Origin of the sequence: Christiangramia sp. 3-2217-3z, assembly GCF_051195275.1 — a bacterium.
In the GTDB taxonomy this organism is placed as follows: domain Bacteria; phylum Bacteroidota; class Bacteroidia; order Flavobacteriales; family Flavobacteriaceae; genus Christiangramia; species Christiangramia marina.
Map to the genome: position 1 here is coordinate 222,242 of NZ_JBNJLI010000001.1, position 16,203 is coordinate 238,444.

Below are 16,203 nucleotides of genomic sequence, written 5' to 3' on the forward strand. Positions count from 1 at the left end.
TCCTATTGATTCAGTGCTGCTTCCACGGCACTACCAAATAGGTCTTTTAATGTGATTCCTGCTTTTTCGGCTTGTTGAGGTAAAATACTCGCCTGACTAATTCCAGGATTGGTATTCATTTCTATAAAATGTGGTTCACCATCATGAAAGATAAATTCTGATCTTGAAAAACCTTTCATTTTCAGTTTACGGTAAATCATTTTAGCGATCTCCTGTACTTTCAAAGTATCTTCTTCAGAAATTCTGGCTGGTGTGATTTCCTGGGATTTTCCGAGGTATTTAGCTTCATAATCGAAAAACTCCCCATCAGGAACGATTTCAGTAACCGGCAAAGCAACAATTTCACCTTTGTACATAATCACCCCAACAGAGACTTCAGTTCCATCCAGAAATGATTCAATGATCGCTTCATCATCTTCAGTAAAAGCAGTTTTTGCCGCAGAAACTATTTCTTCTTCGGTCTTAACTTTAGTTACCCCAAAACTACTTCCCGCACGATTTGCCTTCACGAAACATGGAAGACCAACGCGATCCACGATAGCCTTTGTGTCGATATCCTCACCTTTATTCAGAAAATAGTTTGTAGCAGTTTTGACTCCGTAAGGTCTTAAAACCGAAATAAGATCCCGTTTGTTGAAGGTCAATGCCGACTGGTAGTAGTCACAACTTGTTTGCGGTACTCCAATAAGCTCTAAATATGCCTGAAGTAGTCCGTTTTCTCCCGGTGTACCATGAATTGTGTTAAAAACGCAGTCAAAGCTAATAACCTTATCATCTATAGTTACTGTAAAGTTGCTTTTATTGATAGGATAAGGGGTGTCATCTTCTGTAACCACGAACCATTCGCTTTGCAGGATATGAACGCGGTATGGCACGTAAAGGTCACGATCAAGATTTTTATAAACGATATTACCACTGTTTATCGAAATGCGGTATTCACTGGAATAACCGCCCATAGCGATGGCGATAGTTTTCTTCATATTCAATATTTCCGGTTTGAAGTCGTTAAACAAAAATATCACTTAATAGGGCAGTCACCAAAACCAAAGGGTTTTATATCTTTGTCCATTATCATGAAACTATGGGATTTTTTCGATTTATTTTCAGCAAGACCTTTTTAATTCAATTGGTGCTTGCCGGTATTGTATTGGTTGTACTTGCTTTTCTGGCTATGCAATGGCTGGATTACTCCACTAATCAGGATCAGCGAATCGAAGTTCCCGACCTCGCCAAGATGAATCTGGATATAGTAGAGGATCGCCTGGATGAACTAAATCTTGATTTCGAAATCCTCGATTCTGCAAATTTCAATCCGGATTTCCCGAGATATTCAGTAATAGAACAGGCACCAGCACCAGGTAAATTTGTAAAGGAAGACCGTAAGATCTACTTGACCCTGAATCCTTCCGGATATCGTAAAGTTGAAATTCCGGAGAATTTGATTAGGAAAACTCGCAGACAGGTAGAACCAACCTTGAGATCTTTAGGTTTTGAGATTGGCGATGTTAGCTACAAGCCAGACATTGCTGAAGATGCTGTGCTGGAAATTAGACATAAAGGTAAGCTGGTGGAAGCTGGTGAGAAATTAATGAAAACTTCTGTATTAGACCTTGTGTTGGGCGATGGTAGTGGAAGATATAGAGAACTTGAAGACGATAGTCTGGATGTTCAACAGGAAACTGAAAGCGAAGTAGATGAATTCTAATATAGACCAGAACGACGAAATTGAAGATAACGACCAGAATGAAAGTCTTTATGAACATCATAAGTTCGTAGCAGATTCCGGTCAAAAACCACTAAGAGTAGATAAATTCCTGATGAATTTCATCGAGAATGCGACCAGGAATAAAATTCAGAAGTCGGCTAAGAGTGGAAACATTTATGTAAATGGTGAAACTGTAAAGCAAAATTTTAAGGTAAAAGCTGGAGACACCGTTCAGGTGATGTTCGAGCATCCTCCTTACGAGTTCTTGCTGGTGCCTGAAAATATTCCGCTTGATATTGAATATGAAGATGATACGCTACTGGTAGTTAATAAACCTCCCGGAATGGTAGTACATCCCGGTCATGGAAACTATAGTGGGACTCTTATCAACGCACTAGTACATCACTTTGATAATTTACCGAATAATAGTAGTGATCGACCAGGATTGGTTCACAGGATCGATAAGGACACAAGCGGACTACTGGTGATCGCGAAGACCGAAGAAGCGATGGCGCATCTATCAAAGCAATTTTTTGATAAGACCAGCGAAAGAGAATATGTAGCGATCGTCTGGGGAAACGTAGAGGAAGATGAGGGAACTATAGAGGGAAATATTGGAAGAAACCCAAAGAATAGATTACAGAACTTAGTTTACGAAGGAGACCTTGCAGATGAAGGGAAACCAGCGGTGACGCATTTTAAAGTGATTGAAAGACTTGGGTATGTAACCTTGGTGTCATGTAAACTGGAAACTGGTAGAACTCACCAGATACGAGTTCATATGAAATATATTGGACATACGCTTTTTAACGATGAGCGCTATGGAGGAGACAGGATCCTTAAGGGTACTACATTTACCAAGTACAAACAATTTGTAGATAATTGTTTCAAAATACTTCCTAGGCAGGCCCTGCATGCAAAAACTTTAGGCTTTACACATCCAAAAACAGGAAAATGGATGAGCTTTAATACTGAAATACCTGAGGATATTCAAAATTGTGTGGATAAGTGGAGATCTTATGCAAAAAGTCAGCTTGAGAATCTTTAGGATAAAAGCTGTCTATTGATCTATCGATAACTAATTTTATTAGGGTTCAGGAATTTTAGTGATTCGGCTTATATTTGGGAAAAACAGGAAAATGAAAATTGTTGTTTCCCCAGCCAAAAGTCTGGATTACGATTCAAAACTACCCAGCAATCGTGGTACACAGCCACAATTTCTGGAAACCACCGCTAAACTCAATAGAAAGCTGTCTCGCCAGACCAAGTCAGATCTTTCAGAATTAATGAGTATCAGCGATAAACTGGCTGACTTGAATTATACGAGGTACCAGGAATTCGAAGAAGATCACACCAAGAAGAATTCAAGACCGGCGATGTATGCGTTCGATGGGGATGTATATACCGGTTTGGATGCTTATACAATTCCTACAGATAAACTTGATAAACTTCAGGATACCCTAAGAATACTTTCCGGAATGTATGGGATTCTAAGACCATTGGATCTAATGCAGCCGTACAGGCTGGAAATGGGTACTTCTATTGGAATCGAAAGAAATGTTAATCTTTATGAAGTCTGGAAAGAAAAGATCACCAAGTTTCTCAATGATGAGTTGAAAGAAGATGAGTTGTTTCTGAATCTTGCCAGTAATGAATATTTCAAGGCTGTCGATACGAAACAATTAAAAGTTCCGGTTATTTCACCAGTTTTCAAAGATTACAAAAACGGGAAGCTTAAAATCATTAGTTTTTATGCGAAGAAGGCCAGGGGTTCTATGGTAAGATATATCATTGACAAGAATTGTGAGACTCTGGAAGATATTAAAGGATTTGATTACGATGATTATCGATTTAGTGAAGAACATACGGAGAAAGAAGATCAGCCAACCTTTATAAGATAATATTCTGGAGCTTTTTCATCATACCCATCCATTTCCGCCATTCATTCCTGAAAACGCCATAAAACTAATTGTTGGTACGTTGCCGCCTCCACGATTTACCCACAGAGAATTGAAGCCAGATGATGTCGATTTTTGCTACGGAAGCAGGGATGGTTTATTGTGGCCAGTTTTAGATCGTATATTTCAGTTGAACCTGAAATATGAGAATACTTCAGAAGCGATACAACAACGACAGGATTTTTTGAAAAGTAGAAACATTGGGATCTGCGATATAGTCGAAAGTAGCCGGCGCGAAAAGATCGATGCAAGTGATCTGGGAATGCAAAAAGTTGAACTACGCGATATGCTGCAAATTCTTCGGAAGTATCCAAAAATTGATACGCTTCTTTTCACCGGAGGTAATTCTAAAAACGGACCAGAATATTTCTTCAGAAAATATCTCAAAGAACAGTCGGCAGAGGTCGAGCTAAAGATCGTATCAAATAAATCACCCAGAGTTCATCAGTTTATTTTGGATGGACGATCAATCAAGACTGTTTCGCTTATAGCACCGTCTGGCGCTGCGAATATTTCAATTGGCAGTTCTGAACTTTATAAAGAAATGAAAAAGAAAAACCCTGAATTCAATACTCTTGATTTCAGGGTTCTTCAGTATAAAGAATTTTTCTAGATCATTGCAATTCTTTTTTATCTTGGTTAGCCAGTGTGGTAGGTTTGATCTTAAATTTACGACGTTTTGGTCTTAGCTTCCCGCTGGTTCCAATCGCGATCTTACCTCTTTTAGTTTTCTTATCACCTCTACCCATTTATTTTTTGTTTTGCTGATCTTTAATGGTCTTTTCATCGATATCCACCTTATTCGTCTTTTCATTGCGATTTCCGGTTGGATTCGTTGGATTTTTCTGCTCTTTCGTTCTTTCTCTCTTGTTATCTTCAATTGGTCCTCCCATAACTAGTAATTTTTATGATTTACTCTAAGATAAGGACAAGTAGTTTAAAAAGCTGCCAAGAGGCTGTTACAATTAGGTTAAAGCTTGATAGGTTCGATAAAATTTGAAATTTCTGAGGTTCCTTCGCTATCAAGATGTTTTATAAAAGCACTACCTATGATCGCACCTTTGGCAAATTGTGTAGCTGCTTTGAAAGTCTCCTGGTCCTTTATTCCAAAACCTACAATTTGAGGGTTCTTCAAATCCATTTCATGAATTCTGCGGAAGTAATCAGTAGTTTCACTTCCGAAACCTGAAGTAGATCCGGTGACACTGGCGCTACTTACCATATATATAAATCCGTTGGAAATGGAATCTATAAACCTGATTCTTTCTTCTGAAGTTTGAGGAGTGATTAGGAAAATATTGATCAATCCGTATTTTTCAAAAAGCTTCTGGTATTCTTCATGGTAAACATCTACTGGTAGATCTGGGATTATGAGTCCGTCGATACCAGTTTCAGCACACTTTTTACAAAAGTCCTCCACTCCGTATTGTAGCATGGGATTAAAATAACCCATGATGATCAGCGGAATCTCCACTTTAGGCCGGATATCTTTGAGTTGATCGAAAAGCTTTTGAGTGGTCATCCCATTTCGCAGAGCTTTGGTCGAACTTTCCTGAATAGTAGGCCCATCTGCCAGTGGATCGCTAAAGGGAAGTCCGATCTCAATAAAGTCAACACCGCTTTTTTCAAGATCCACAATGATCTGTTCAGTATCATCAAGGTTTGGAAATCCTGCACTAAAATATATGGAAAGAAGTTTTCTGTCTTCTTTTAATTTCTCCTGAATTCTATTCATTTTCTATAAATTGAAATATTCAATATATGTGTTCAAATCCTTGTCGCCTCTACCTGATAGATTGACCACCACGATATCATCCTTTTTAAATTTCCGGTTTTCAAAAACTGCCAGGGCATGGGAAGTTTCTATAGCGGGAATAATTCCTTCCAGTTTAGCTAGTTCTAAACCAGCCTTCATAGCTGCTTCATCTGTAATGCTAATAAATTCTCCTCTTTTACTGGTAAAAAGATTAGCATGCATTGGACCAACTCCCGGGTAATCCAGGCCAGCTGAAATACTATAAGGTTCAGTGATCTGTCCGTCGCCGGTTTGCATTAAAAGTGTTTTACTACCATGAATAATTCCGGGTTTTCCCAATGCTGAGGTTGCAGCACTTTCACCGGTATCAATACCTTTTCCAGCTGCTTCCACGGCGATGATCCCAACTTTTGGATTATCGAGATAATGGTAATAAGCTCCGGCAGCGTTGCTACCACCACCAACACAAGCGATCACATAGTCAGGATCTTCTGTATTCTCCTTTTCCATTAGCTGGTACTTGATCTCTTCAGAAATAACACTCTGAAATCTTGCCACCATGTCTGGATAAGGATGTGGTCCAACTACAGAACCAATGATATAGTGAGTATCTACAGGATTATTAATCCAGTCACGAATTGCTTCGTTAGTAGCATCCTTTAAGGTACGGCTTCCAGATTTTGCAGGAACTACTTTAGCTCCCAGCATTTTCATTCTGGCAACGTTTGGTGATTGCCTTTCAATATCCACCTCGCCCATATAAACAATGCATTCCATTCCCATCAAAGCGCAGACTGTTGCCGTCGCAACGCCATGTTGTCCAGCGCCGGTTTCAGCAATGATCCTCCTTTTTCCAAGTTTTTGCGCCATCAGGATCTGCCCGACTGTGTTGTTCACCTTATGTGCACCAGTATGGCAAAGATCCTCACGCTTTAAATATACCTTGGTTCCATAATGCTCACTAAAGCGTTTTGCATAATATAAAGGGGTAGGTCTGCCTACATATTCTCTCAATAGATCATGAAACTCTTCCTGGAATGAATCTTCCTGCATGATCTCGATATACCTTGAACGCAGTTCTTCTACGTTAGGATACAGCATTTCAGGAATATAAGCTCCACCAAAATCCCCGTAATATCCTTTTTCATCTACCTGATAGCTCATCTTATGAATTTATCTTTAGTTTGAACTCTTTTAATTCTTTCAATTTTTTTAACCCGGGTTTCAATTCGAATTTACTATTTACATCTACTGCATACAGAAGATCTGGTTTTCCTTCTCTATAGAAATGATTCTTCAACTCGGCGATGGCTTCCCCATGTTCGGGCCCAATGCCACCACTAAGGAAAAATGGTGTATTAGAAGGATATTCTTTTAAAATCTGCCAGTCGAATTCCTTACCATTACCTCCTCGTAGAACTCCTTTAGTATCAAATAGGAAATAGTCTGCGATACCCTCGAATGCCTGTATCTTCTGAAAATCGAAGTGGTCGCCAACACTGAAAACTTTTATCAACTCTGGAGTGTTGCCATGTTGCTGAAAATTACTCTTCAGCTTTTGACAGAATTCTGCCGACTCCTCCCCATGCAGCTGAATTGCATCAAGCTTATGCTGCTTTGCAATCTCCAGAATCCTTGAAACATCTTCATTAACGAAAACTCCTGTTTTTTTGATATCAGCAGGGAGTTCAGGAAGTTTTCCTTCAAAATAGCGGGGAGATTTTTCGTAAAATATAAAACCCATATAAGTAGGTTTTAGATCTGCTACCTGCAACATGTTTCCAGGTTGTTGCATCCCGCAAACTTTTAGACTCAATCCAGAACTTTGTCCTGAGGCCGGTGTTGTTAAGTTTCGTTCCTGCATAATGTGACTTATGACTTCCTGTTAATTTCGTTTATAAAATCTTTCGCTGCCCTCCCGGGATCTTCTGTTCTCATAAAATTTTCTCCAACCAGAAAACCCTGATATCCATAATCTTTAAGTTCTGCGATTACTTTTGGGTCGCTAATTCCACTTTCTGATACTTTCACGAATTCGTCTGGTATATGCCTGGATAGATCTTTGGAGTTTTGGATACTAACTTCAAATGTTTTAAGATTCCTATTATTTACCCCGATCATGTCCACATTCGCTTCAATTGAATTCTCAAGTTCCTTCAGGTCGTGTACTTCCAGTAAAACATCCATCCCAAGATTTCTCGCAAAAGTCGCCAGACGCTTCAATTCTTCAGTCGGTAATACCGCCGCTATCAGCAGGACTACATCAGCACCAAATGCTTTGGCTTCCAGGATCTGGTAATCATCTACGATAAAATCTTTACGCAAAACAGGCATTTCCACAACCGCCCTGGCATATAAAAGATCTTCCAGAGAACCTCCAAAATATTTACCATCGGTAAGGACAGACATACCGCAGACTCCGGCATCCCGATAACCACTCGCCACATCCTGTACATTAAGATCGTGGTTAATGACCTGCTTAGACGGTGATCTTCTTTTATGTTCCGCGATGATACCGCTGCTTGAATTTCTTAGTTTGTCTGCCAGTGAAACCGGATTTCTTTGAAATAAGATCGAATTTTCGAGCTGTTCTACCGGGAAAATCGATTTTTTCAGGTTTACTTCCCGACGTTTATCAGCAACAATTTTATCTAGAATATTCATAATCTCAGCTAATTATTTACTTAGGTCCTGTAATTTCTTGAAACATTTAAATGCATTACCAGATGCGATAGATTCCTTAGCGCGGGCGAAACCATCCTGAGCACTTAGATTTTCGACAGTTGCGATGGCCATACCGGCATTTGCGCATACGACATTTTCCTGTGCCTGTGTTCCATTGCCTTTTAAAATGCCCGTTAGAATTTCTGCTGAAGATTCAATTGAACCACCTCCGGCAATTTGTGATTTTTGCAATTCTGAAACTCCAAAATCTTCTGGTTTCAACATACTTTCAGAATCGTTCCGAATGCTTTTGGTCTCACAGGTTAACGAAATTTCATCGTAACCATCGAGAGCATGAAGTATCGTATAATTCTTATCGGTATTTTGATAAAGATACGCATACATACGTGCCAGCTCCAAACTGAAAACGCCTACGAGTTGATTCTTGGGAAATGCAGGATTTACCATAGGACCAAGCATATTAAAGAATGTTTTTACAGCTAGACTTTTTCTTACCGGTGCAACGTTTTTCATCGCGGGGTGAAAAAGTGGTGCATGGAGAATGCAGATATTGGCTTCTTCCAGAGTTTTCTGAAGAAATCCCTGGTCACTGCTAAACTTTATCCCAAGATATTCCATGACATTGGAACTTCCACTTACTGAAGATACACCATAATTACCATGCTTGGACACCTTAATTCCGGCGCCTGCGGTTACAAATGAGGCAGTTGTCGAAATATTGAAAGTATCTTTTCCATCACCGCCGGTTCCACAAAGATCCACGGTGTTGTAATCCTTGAGATCTACCTTTACACATAGTTCGAGCAATGCATCTCTAAAACCTTCCAGTTCCTGGATGGTAATACTTCTCATCATGTAAACCGTAAGAAATGCTGCGATCTGTGTTTCTGAATATCTCCCTTCAGAAATATTAAAAATAGCCTGTTTTGCCTCGCTGGTTGTTATAGTTTCGTGACTAATGAGCCTGTTTAAAAGATCTTTCATGAAGTTTTTTTCTCGTTTTCCTTATTCTGAAGTGATTCTGTTGAAGATTCATGTTCTACCCAGTTTTTTATCATCTTTTTACCATCTGGTGTCAACACAGATTCCGGGTGAAACTGAACTCCCCGAACATCATATTCTTTATGTCTCAACGACATGACCTCACCTTTTATATCATAACTGGTAGCCTGTAGCTGTGGAGGAAGTTCTTTGGCAACTACCCAACTGTGGTATCGTCCAACTTCCAGTTGTTTTTCCAGTCCTGAGTATAAATATTCATCTTCGACGAAAACCTCAATATTGGTAGCGACGCCATGATAAACCTCTTTTAGGTTCAATAATTTGCCTCCATAAACTTCACCTATCGCCTGCATGCCGAGACAAACCCCCAAAATACTTTTGGTAGCGCCATATTCTAAGATGATTTGCTTTAAAAGTCCTGCCTCATCTGGAATACCCGGACCCGGGGAAAGCAATATTTTATCATAATCAGCCACATCTTCCAGATCAAGCTGGTCATTTCTTTTAACGGTCACCTCACAATCCAGTTCTTCAAGATAATGAACAAGATTATATACGAAAGAATCGTAATTGTCTATTACAAGGATCTTTTTCATCTTTTCCATTCTAAATTTCTTCAGCTATTTCCAGAGCTTTGGTAAGTGCTCCCAGTTTATTATATACTTCCTGTAACTCATTCTCAGGCTTGGATTCTGATACGACTCCAGCACCTGCCTGGTAATGCAATTCGTGATTTTTACTTACAAAAGATCTAATGATGATCGCATGATTAAAATTGCCTTCAAAATCCATAAAACCAATCGCGCCTCCATAAGCTGAACGATTCACATTTTCGAATTTTTCAATAAGTCGTAATGCCATTGGTTTTGGAGCACCGCTTAATGTTCCAGCAGGAAAAGTGTCTGCAACGATCTGTGGTGTTGGCACATTGGCGGCAATCTTTCCGGTGACTTTGCTAACTAGATGAATAACATGAGAAAAGAATTGAATTTCGCGGTAATTTTCAACCAAAACATCACTTCCATTTCGGCTTAGATCATTACGGGCTAGATCAACAAGCATCACATGTTCCGAATTTTCCTTGCGATCTGCAGCGAGTTCCTTGGCGAGCTCTGCATCTTTTTCATCATTTCCGGTACGCTTGAAAGTTCCGGCAATTGGATGAATTTCAGCTCGACCCTCGTTTACTATTAACTGTGCTTCAGGTGAACTTCCGAAGATTTTAAAATTTCCGTAGTCAAAATAAAAGAGATAGGGGGAAGGGTTTACATTCCTTAGCGCCCGATAAACATTAAATTCATCTCCCTTAAATTTCTGAGAGAAACGTCTTGAAAGCACCAGTTGGAAAACATCACCACGCTGGCAGTGTTCCCTGGCCGCCTCTACAACATCACGATATTGATCATCATTCAGGTTCGAGTATGGCTGCTCGGTTCTGGAAAAATTATAGGAAGCAAAATTCTTAACCTTCAATAGTTGTTCAATTTCCTCTAATTTGGATTCAGATTCATAACTATGGTCGAAGATATAAGCCTCGTTCTTGAAGTGGTTGATCGCGATAATGTTTTGATATACTGCATAATAAACATCCGGGATTTTTAAATCCTTTTCTTTACGTTTGATCTCTACATTTTCAAAATACCGAACGGCATCATATCCTATATAGCCAAATATTCCATTATTGATAAACTTAAAATCTGAAGCATCAGCTTTAAAGCGCTTTGAGAACTTCTGTATCGCAGCAGGGACTGAAGCAGTTCTATCGATCTTAGTTGTTTGAACCGTACCGTCTGGTAGACTTTCAGTAATAACATCATTTTCTACTTTAAATGAGGCTATAGGATTGCAGCAGATATATGAAAAGCTATTATCACTTGCATGATAATCACTACTTTCCAGCAAAAGACTATTTGGATAACGGTCGCGAAGCTTCAAATAGATACTTACCGGAGTAATTGTATCTGCAAGGATCTTTTTTGAAGTTGTCTTTAATTCGAACATTGAATCTTAATTTTTTTGAATAAAAAAAGGCTTGTCGTGAGACAAGCCTTATATATCTATATATGAAATGGCGTATCAGCTCACGATCTATTGCGTAAGTTGCTCCACCACCAGTTATGTGTATTCGTGATAAACATAGCTCCAAAGATAGAAATCAATTATTTCTTATCAAACTAAATTTTAAAAAGAATCCCAAGATTTACCTAGGGAGTCAATTTAGAATTTCAAAGTGATGTCAAGATCAAAATTGTCGTAGATCGTCTTGTCTCCCAGATTGTCAAAGAAACTACCCGACCCGTAACGAACATCATATTTGGTTCTATCAATAGTTACCTGTGTAGTAGCCGTGTCACCGTTCATGGTAAGATCAAACGTTAATGGATGAGTTTGTTCCTTGATAGTAAGGTCTCCAACTATTCCGTATTTCCCATTGCCTTTAGAAGCTGCACTGGTAATTACAAGCTTTGCTTTAGGGTGATCACTCGTTCCAAAGAAATCATCAGACTTTAAATGACCTTCAAGTTTTTCTTTGCTGTCACCAGAAAGGTCGGTCACTGTAATAGTACTCATATCCATTACAAACTCTCCGCCGGTGATCTTATCATCTTCCATCAATAGGTATCCGCTTTCTAGCTGGATAGTTCCTTCATGAGATCCGGTCACTTTTTCTCCGGTCCATTTAATAGTACTTTCAGAGGTATTTACTTCTTTTTTCGAATTGGTAAATGCTACGGTAGTCAAAACTACCAGCATAATTACTGCTGAATTAATTAATTTACTTTTCATGATGTGAGTTATTATATTATATAAAATGAATTAAATCTGAAGTTGATTTTCTAACCTTTGCAAGGTGCTGATACTGATCTTCAGCGCTACGATATCCAATAGGAGCGATTACTGCGGTAGTTAGATCTTTATTTTCAAGCTGAAGAATTTCATCAAACTTGTCAGCATTGAAACCTTCCATTGGACAGGCGTCTATCTTCATATGAGCAGCTGCAGCTAATAAGTTACCTAATGCTATGTAAGCTTGTTTCGCAGCCCATAAGTTCTGTTTTTCCTGAGGCAATTGAAGTGTTGTATTCTTGATCATGTCCTCCATTCCTTTCAAATCTTCCCGGGACATGTCGCGTGTTGCCGCAATATTGTTTAAATAAGTATTAACATAATTTTCAGTCACCTTAGTAAGATTCGCAAAAATTACGAGATGAGATGCTTCAGTGATCTGGGTTTGATTCCAGGCTTCAGCTTTAAGTTTCTCCCTTATTTCAGGATTTTCAACCACGATCACCTCATAAGGCTGTAACCCATAAGAGGAAGCGGTAAGCTGAACGCTTTCCAGTAATTGATCAAGGTCTTCGCGATTTATCTTTTTCTCGCTATCAAATTTCTTTGTAGCATATCTCCAATTCAGGTCTTCATTAAATCTAGTTTTAGTTTGTGTTTCTAAGCTCATTTAATTTATTATTTAAATCTGTTAATTCTTTTGTTGTTAATTTTTCTGAAAATCTATTCTCCATTGATTCTACCAATGGATCAATCTCTTTTAAAAGTTCCTGTCCAGCTTCGGTAATAGTAATTTCAACTTTTCTTCTATTGGAAGGACACGTGATTCTCTGGCAGAATCCTTTTTCGATCAGTTTGTCAACCAGTCTTGTCGTGTTACTCATCTTGCTGACCATTCTTTCCTGAATGGTGCCTAAGTTCGCAGGTTTACCTTTTTGACCTCTTAAAATTCTTAGGACGTTGAACTGCTGAGAACTGATGCCGTATGGTTTTAATACTTCCTGCATTTCTTCGCTTAAAAAATTTGCAGTTACAATAAGATTAAGAACCAATCTTTTGGTTTCAGAAATCTTACCGGAAGTTTTTAAAAGATCCTCTATTTTCATTTGTTGTTACAACATTTGTACATACAAATATAATGAGTTTAGTCTTGACTGATAATAAAATATTGTTAAAAGTAGAATTGAAGACTTTACGGTTTTTCAGCAATCCTATCTTTACGGTAACCAAAAACTTGATTAACATGAAAGAATTATCACAGGATGAGTGGCAAAAGAAGGCCAAAAGCGACGATAAGGCAGTTCTCCTGGATGTGAGAACAGAGGAAGAAGTTGATGAGGGATATATTCCGAATTCTAAAAATATTGATATCTATAAGGGTCAGGAATTTGTTGATGAAGTAGACAAACTTGATCGTGACAAACATTACTATATATATTGTCGTTCCGGAATAAGAAGTTCTCAGGCCTGTACCTTACTAGATCAAATGGGCTTCGCAGAAACTTATAATCTTGCTGGCGGTTTCTCTGAATGGGAAGGCGAGAAAGAGACAAATTAAAATATTCAAAATCAGATTGAAAGCACCACTTGTTGGTGCTTTTTCATTTTCAGTAATACTGAAACACTTGTTTATGCGTTAAAAACTTAAAGCGGATTATTTGATTAGTCTATTTAATTGATATATTTAACCCCGATTGACCTCGAATTAAAGCATCATGAATAAATCTTTATTTTTTATAATTACAGCGCTATTGTTCGCTACGAGTCTAACTGCCCAGGATTTTAGCTTCGGAATAAAGGGAGGACCTAGTTACTCCTCAGGTGGTACTATTACCGGAATAAGTTCCAATGGATTATATTTTGACGGTGTAGTGGAAGCGGAATCTGAGATAACTTTTCACGCCGGTGCCTTTTTCGAAGTAAGATTCGGAAAATTCCTACTTAGACCAGAATTTATTTACAGCACAATGGAAACGGAATTTCCTTTTCCAACAGCATCTTCAATCTACGCAGTTGATAAAATTAATGTGCCATTATTAATAGGATATAATGTTTGGGGACCAATTGATATTTATGCTGGACCGGCTTACCAGAATATTTTGGATTCAAGTTTAGAAGGAACGGAACCACCAGATCAGGAAATAGTAGCTCAAAACTCACCACTTAGTGGACAGATAGGAATCAAGGGGTCTTTTGGAAGGTTTGAACTGGACCTGCGCTACGATCGTTCTTTATCTTCAGAAGAGAACCAGGGAATTGATATAGTAAATGCCGATTATGGAATTAATCGAGCCACTTTTAATGATACGAGATTAAACCAGATCATGCTAAGTATTGGTTTTAAAATCTTCGATAGTTCAGCTAATCCTGGAAGAAGAAAAGGTGGATGTTACTTTTAATTTGATAAAACATAAAAATTATAAAGGGCTCCATTGGAGCCTTTTTTATAGTACCTGAGTCCGGATCTTGAACCAAAGCCTTCTTAAAACAAATGCCAGAATTAGAACAATACCCGTAGTAATACTTGCTTTGAAATATTCACCGTAGATCCAGTACCCGGTGCTGAAAAGTGCGCTGTATACTGCAAAGCAACCAAGTATAGTAGCTAATATTCCGGAAGGAACATTCCAGGAATTATTCTTGCTATCTACAAAACCATCCATACCGATTGCTTTCCATCCCGGTCCGCCGGGTTGTGTGCGTTTGTAAAAGTTGATGAGTACTTCTTTTTTCTCAGGTCTTGTAAGGAAGGTAACCAATAACCAGGATAAGGTAGTGATGCCAACCACAATAGGATATGTTGCCCAGCCAGGAAGTAAACCTGCTATTTTAGTGTTTGTGGCATTATCTACACCTCCAAACATATAAATCCCAACACCGGTAAAATTAAAAACTACCGAAATAACGCCTGAAACCAACATGGCTGTAATTTCACTCCAGGCATTAATTCGCCACCAGAACCAGCGGAGTAAGAAAATAAGACCGGTTCCTGCACCAAACATCAGTATGATATTGAATAGTTGAAGTGCATTCTGTAATACCAGAGCCAGAACTGCACTAATAAGCATGAGTACTACGGTACTAATTCTTCCAACGTTAACAAGTTCTTTTTCTGAAGCAGTTTTTTTGATATATCGGGAGTAAAAGTCATTCACAATATAGGAAGATCCCCAATTTAGATGTGTTGAGATAGTAGACATGTATGCAGCAACTAAAGAAGCAATAACCAATCCCAATAGCCCGGCTGGTAATTTAGTTAGCATTGCAGAATATGCCAGATCCTGTCCAAGCTTATCTTCACTTACATTAGGGAATGCTATCTGAATGCTATCCAGATCTGGATAGACGATCAGGGAAGCGAGAGCCACCAGGATCCATGGCCATGGTCTTAATGCGTAATGAAGCACGTTGAAAAAGAAAGTGGCTCCGATAGCATGATTTTCGTTCTTTGCAGCCAGCATTCTCTGTGCTACGTAACCACCACCTCCTGGCTCTGCGCCAGGATACCAGGCGCTCCACCATTGAACTGCCAGTGGAATAATTAAAAGAGTGATAAGTGCTTCGGTGTTTGAGAAATCTGGAAGCATGCTAAGTTTACCGGAAACATTCTCGTGAGTTAGCATACTTTCCAGTCCGCCCACTTCAGGTAAATTCACACAATAGTAAGCAGCTCCAACACCACCAATAATTGCCGTAAAAAATAGTATGAAATCTGTGTAAACTACTCCTTTGAATCCTCCGAGAGTACTAAATATAACTGTCACGATTCCGGCTAGTGCCAAAGTTTCGATGGCAGATAGACCGAGCATAACCTGTCCAATTTTAATAGCGGCAAGACTTACTGCTGCCATGGCCATCACATTGAAAACGACCCCCAAATATAGTGCACGAAATCCTCTAAGGAACTTTGCAGGTTTTCCACCATACCTCAATTCGTAGAATTCAATATCTGTATCAACATTGGATTTACGCCATAATCTGGCATAAACGAACACAGTAAGCAGACCGGTTAATAGAAACGCCCACCACACCCAGTTACCAGAAACTCCATTATTGCGAACAATATCAGTTACCAGGTTTGGAGTATCAGTAGAAAACGTGGTCGCGACCATAGAAACACCAAGTAGCCACCACGGCATTGTTTTGCCAGATAGAAAATATTCTTTGGAACTTTTACCGGAAGTTTTTGAAACATAAAACCCTATGCCCAGGGTAAGCGCGAAAAAAGAGAAAATAAGGATATAATCTATTGTAGCTAATTCTATCATTCTAAGATCATGGTATTTGCTACAATAACGAAAATTAATTCG

General features: G+C 38.9%; 20 protein-coding genes. 6 read left to right on the forward strand and 14 right to left on the reverse strand.

What is annotated here, in order from left to right:
* Window positions 1-2: 2 nt before the first annotated feature.
* A complete protein-coding gene (locus ACSHZO_RS01075; protein ID WP_298246280.1) occupies window positions 3-980 on the reverse strand; it encodes a D-alanine--D-alanine ligase in 978 nt (325 codons plus the stop codon).
* Window positions 981-1,081: 101 nt separating this feature from the next.
* Here ACSHZO_RS01075 and ACSHZO_RS01080 point away from each other — a divergent pair, with 101 nt between their 5' ends.
* From ACSHZO_RS01080 to ACSHZO_RS01095, 4 genes are all read left to right on the forward strand, one after another.
* Complete coding sequence (locus ACSHZO_RS01080) at window positions 1,082-1,705, forward strand: PASTA domain-containing protein (RefSeq protein WP_295178882.1); 624 nt, start codon at window positions 1,082-1,084, stop codon at window positions 1,703-1,705.
* Complete coding sequence (locus ACSHZO_RS01085) at window positions 1,695-2,753, forward strand: RluA family pseudouridine synthase (RefSeq protein ID WP_298246281.1); 1,059 nt, start codon at window positions 1,695-1,697, stop codon at window positions 2,751-2,753. The genes ACSHZO_RS01080 and ACSHZO_RS01085 overlap by 11 nt, the downstream gene beginning before the upstream one ends.
* 91 nt (window positions 2,754-2,844) lie before the next feature.
* Window positions 2,845-3,606, forward strand: coding sequence for a peroxide stress protein YaaA (gene yaaA, locus ACSHZO_RS01090; protein ID WP_298246282.1), 762 nt, complete (start codon window positions 2,845-2,847; stop codon window positions 3,604-3,606).
* 4 nt (window positions 3,607-3,610) lie between these two features.
* A complete protein-coding gene (locus ACSHZO_RS01095; RefSeq protein WP_298246640.1) occupies window positions 3,611-4,276 on the forward strand; it encodes a uracil-DNA glycosylase family protein in 666 nt (221 codons plus the stop codon).
* A gap of 1 nt (window position 4,277) precedes the next feature.
* On the opposite strand, the gene ACSHZO_RS01100 is transcribed toward ACSHZO_RS01095, so the two are convergent.
* From ACSHZO_RS01100 to ACSHZO_RS01155, 12 genes are all read right to left on the reverse strand, one after another.
* Window positions 4,278-4,412 carry a 30S ribosomal protein THX gene (locus ACSHZO_RS01100; RefSeq protein WP_141876970.1) on the reverse strand — a complete coding sequence of 45 codons (135 nt, stop codon included), beginning with the start codon at window positions 4,410-4,412 and terminating at the stop codon, window positions 4,278-4,280.
* Window positions 4,413-4,556, reverse strand: coding sequence for a hypothetical protein (locus ACSHZO_RS01105; protein ID WP_295178889.1), 144 nt, complete (start codon window positions 4,554-4,556; stop codon window positions 4,413-4,415).
* A gap of 77 nt (window positions 4,557-4,633) precedes the next feature.
* On the reverse strand, window positions 4,634-5,398 hold the full coding sequence (gene trpA / locus ACSHZO_RS01110; RefSeq protein WP_298246283.1) for a tryptophan synthase subunit alpha: 765 nt from the start codon (window positions 5,396-5,398) through the stop codon (window positions 4,634-4,636).
* A gap of 3 nt (window positions 5,399-5,401) precedes the next feature.
* Window positions 5,402-6,583: a tryptophan synthase subunit beta gene (gene trpB, locus ACSHZO_RS01115; protein ID WP_298246284.1), complete on the reverse strand. Its 1,182-nt coding sequence runs from the start codon at window positions 6,581-6,583 to the stop codon at window positions 5,402-5,404.
* Between the two features lies 1 nt (window position 6,584).
* On the reverse strand, window positions 6,585-7,283 hold the full coding sequence (locus tag ACSHZO_RS01120) for a phosphoribosylanthranilate isomerase (RefSeq protein WP_298246285.1): 699 nt from the start codon (window positions 7,281-7,283) through the stop codon (window positions 6,585-6,587).
* Between the two features lie 8 nt (window positions 7,284-7,291).
* The gene (trpC, locus tag ACSHZO_RS01125) at window positions 7,292-8,083 is read right to left on the reverse strand and encodes an indole-3-glycerol phosphate synthase TrpC (protein ID WP_298246286.1); all 792 of its coding nucleotides are present in this window, start codon (window positions 8,081-8,083) and stop codon (window positions 7,292-7,294) included.
* A 12-nt stretch (window positions 8,084-8,095) separates the two neighbouring features.
* Window positions 8,096-9,088, reverse strand: a complete 993-nt coding sequence (trpD, locus tag ACSHZO_RS01130; RefSeq protein ID WP_298246287.1) for an anthranilate phosphoribosyltransferase — start codon at window positions 9,086-9,088, stop codon at window positions 8,096-8,098.
* Complete coding sequence (locus ACSHZO_RS01135; protein ID WP_298246641.1) at window positions 9,085-9,702, reverse strand: anthranilate synthase component II; 618 nt, start codon at window positions 9,700-9,702, stop codon at window positions 9,085-9,087. The genes trpD and ACSHZO_RS01135 overlap by 4 nt, the downstream gene beginning before the upstream one ends.
* Before the next feature lie 10 nt (window positions 9,703-9,712).
* Entirely contained in the window at window positions 9,713-11,107 is a 1,395-nt protein-coding gene (locus ACSHZO_RS01140) for an anthranilate synthase component I family protein (protein WP_298246288.1), read from the reverse strand.
* Window positions 11,108-11,323: 216 nt separating this feature from the next.
* The gene (locus tag ACSHZO_RS01145) at window positions 11,324-11,893 is read right to left on the reverse strand and encodes a YceI family protein (protein ID WP_295178904.1); all 570 of its coding nucleotides are present in this window, start codon (window positions 11,891-11,893) and stop codon (window positions 11,324-11,326) included.
* A 16-nt stretch (window positions 11,894-11,909) separates the two neighbouring features.
* A complete protein-coding gene (locus tag ACSHZO_RS01150) occupies window positions 11,910-12,563 on the reverse strand; it encodes an NAD(P)H-dependent oxidoreductase (RefSeq protein ID WP_298246289.1) in 654 nt (217 codons plus the stop codon).
* A complete protein-coding gene (locus tag ACSHZO_RS01155) occupies window positions 12,541-12,999 on the reverse strand; it encodes a MarR family winged helix-turn-helix transcriptional regulator (protein ID WP_295178908.1) in 459 nt (152 codons plus the stop codon). The genes ACSHZO_RS01150 and ACSHZO_RS01155 overlap by 23 nt, the downstream gene beginning before the upstream one ends.
* A gap of 137 nt (window positions 13,000-13,136) precedes the next feature.
* On the opposite strand from ACSHZO_RS01155, the gene ACSHZO_RS01160 reads away from it, so the two are divergent.
* Window positions 13,137-13,451: a rhodanese-like domain-containing protein gene (locus ACSHZO_RS01160; protein WP_298246290.1), complete on the forward strand. Its 315-nt coding sequence runs from the start codon at window positions 13,137-13,139 to the stop codon at window positions 13,449-13,451.
* A gap of 157 nt (window positions 13,452-13,608) precedes the next feature.
* On the forward strand, window positions 13,609-14,292 hold the full coding sequence (locus tag ACSHZO_RS01165) for an outer membrane beta-barrel protein (RefSeq protein ID WP_298246291.1): 684 nt from the start codon (window positions 13,609-13,611) through the stop codon (window positions 14,290-14,292).
* Between the two features lie 45 nt (window positions 14,293-14,337).
* Here ACSHZO_RS01165 and ACSHZO_RS01170 read toward each other — a convergent pair whose 3' ends face one another.
* Window positions 14,338-16,161: a sodium:solute symporter family protein gene (locus ACSHZO_RS01170; protein ID WP_298246292.1), complete on the reverse strand. Its 1,824-nt coding sequence runs from the start codon at window positions 16,159-16,161 to the stop codon at window positions 14,338-14,340.
* Window positions 16,162-16,203: the final 42 nt, after the last annotated feature.

What these genes read in the sequence shown, in the direction of transcription:
- ACSHZO_RS01075 (WP_298246280.1), bottom strand. Translation starts at nt 980, where the DNA reads ATGAAGAAAACTATCGCCATCGCTATGGGCGGTTATTCCAGTGAATAC.
- ACSHZO_RS01080 (WP_295178882.1), top strand. Translation starts at nt 1,082, where the DNA reads ATGGGATTTTTTCGATTTATTTTCAGCAAGACCTTTTTAATTCAATTG.
- ACSHZO_RS01085 (WP_298246281.1), top strand. Translation starts at nt 1,695, where the DNA reads ATGAATTCTAATATAGACCAGAACGACGAAATTGAAGATAACGACCAG.
- yaaA (WP_298246282.1), top strand. Translation starts at nt 2,845, where the DNA reads ATGAAAATTGTTGTTTCCCCAGCCAAAAGTCTGGATTACGATTCAAAA.
- ACSHZO_RS01100 (WP_141876970.1), bottom strand. Translation starts at nt 4,412, where the DNA reads ATGGGTAGAGGTGATAAGAAAACTAAAAGAGGTAAGATCGCGATTGGA.
- ACSHZO_RS01105 (WP_295178889.1), bottom strand. Translation starts at nt 4,556, where the DNA reads ATGGGAGGACCAATTGAAGATAACAAGAGAGAAAGAACGAAAGAGCAG.
- trpA (WP_298246283.1), bottom strand. Translation starts at nt 5,398, where the DNA reads ATGAATAGAATTCAGGAGAAATTAAAAGAAGACAGAAAACTTCTTTCC.
- trpB (WP_298246284.1), bottom strand. Translation starts at nt 6,583, where the DNA reads ATGAGCTATCAGGTAGATGAAAAAGGATATTACGGGGATTTTGGTGGA.
- ACSHZO_RS01120 (WP_298246285.1), bottom strand. Translation starts at nt 7,283, where the DNA reads ATGCAGGAACGAAACTTAACAACACCGGCCTCAGGACAAAGTTCTGGA.
- trpC (WP_298246286.1), bottom strand. Translation starts at nt 8,083, where the DNA reads ATGAATATTCTAGATAAAATTGTTGCTGATAAACGTCGGGAAGTAAAC.
- trpD (WP_298246287.1), bottom strand. Translation starts at nt 9,088, where the DNA reads ATGAAAGATCTTTTAAACAGGCTCATTAGTCACGAAACTATAACAACC.
- ACSHZO_RS01135 (WP_298246641.1), bottom strand. Translation starts at nt 9,702, where the DNA reads ATGAAAAAGATCCTTGTAATAGACAATTACGATTCTTTCGTATATAAT.
- ACSHZO_RS01140 (WP_298246288.1), bottom strand. Translation starts at nt 11,107, where the DNA reads ATGTTCGAATTAAAGACAACTTCAAAAAAGATCCTTGCAGATACAATT.
- ACSHZO_RS01145 (WP_295178904.1), bottom strand. Translation starts at nt 11,893, where the DNA reads ATGAAAAGTAAATTAATTAATTCAGCAGTAATTATGCTGGTAGTTTTG.
- ACSHZO_RS01150 (WP_298246289.1), bottom strand. Translation starts at nt 12,563, where the DNA reads ATGAGCTTAGAAACACAAACTAAAACTAGATTTAATGAAGACCTGAAT.
- ACSHZO_RS01155 (WP_295178908.1), bottom strand. Translation starts at nt 12,999, where the DNA reads ATGAAAATAGAGGATCTTTTAAAAACTTCCGGTAAGATTTCTGAAACC.
- ACSHZO_RS01160 (WP_298246290.1), top strand. Translation starts at nt 13,137, where the DNA reads ATGAAAGAATTATCACAGGATGAGTGGCAAAAGAAGGCCAAAAGCGAC.
- ACSHZO_RS01165 (WP_298246291.1), top strand. Translation starts at nt 13,609, where the DNA reads ATGAATAAATCTTTATTTTTTATAATTACAGCGCTATTGTTCGCTACG.
- ACSHZO_RS01170 (WP_298246292.1), bottom strand. Translation starts at nt 16,161, where the DNA reads ATGATAGAATTAGCTACAATAGATTATATCCTTATTTTCTCTTTTTTC.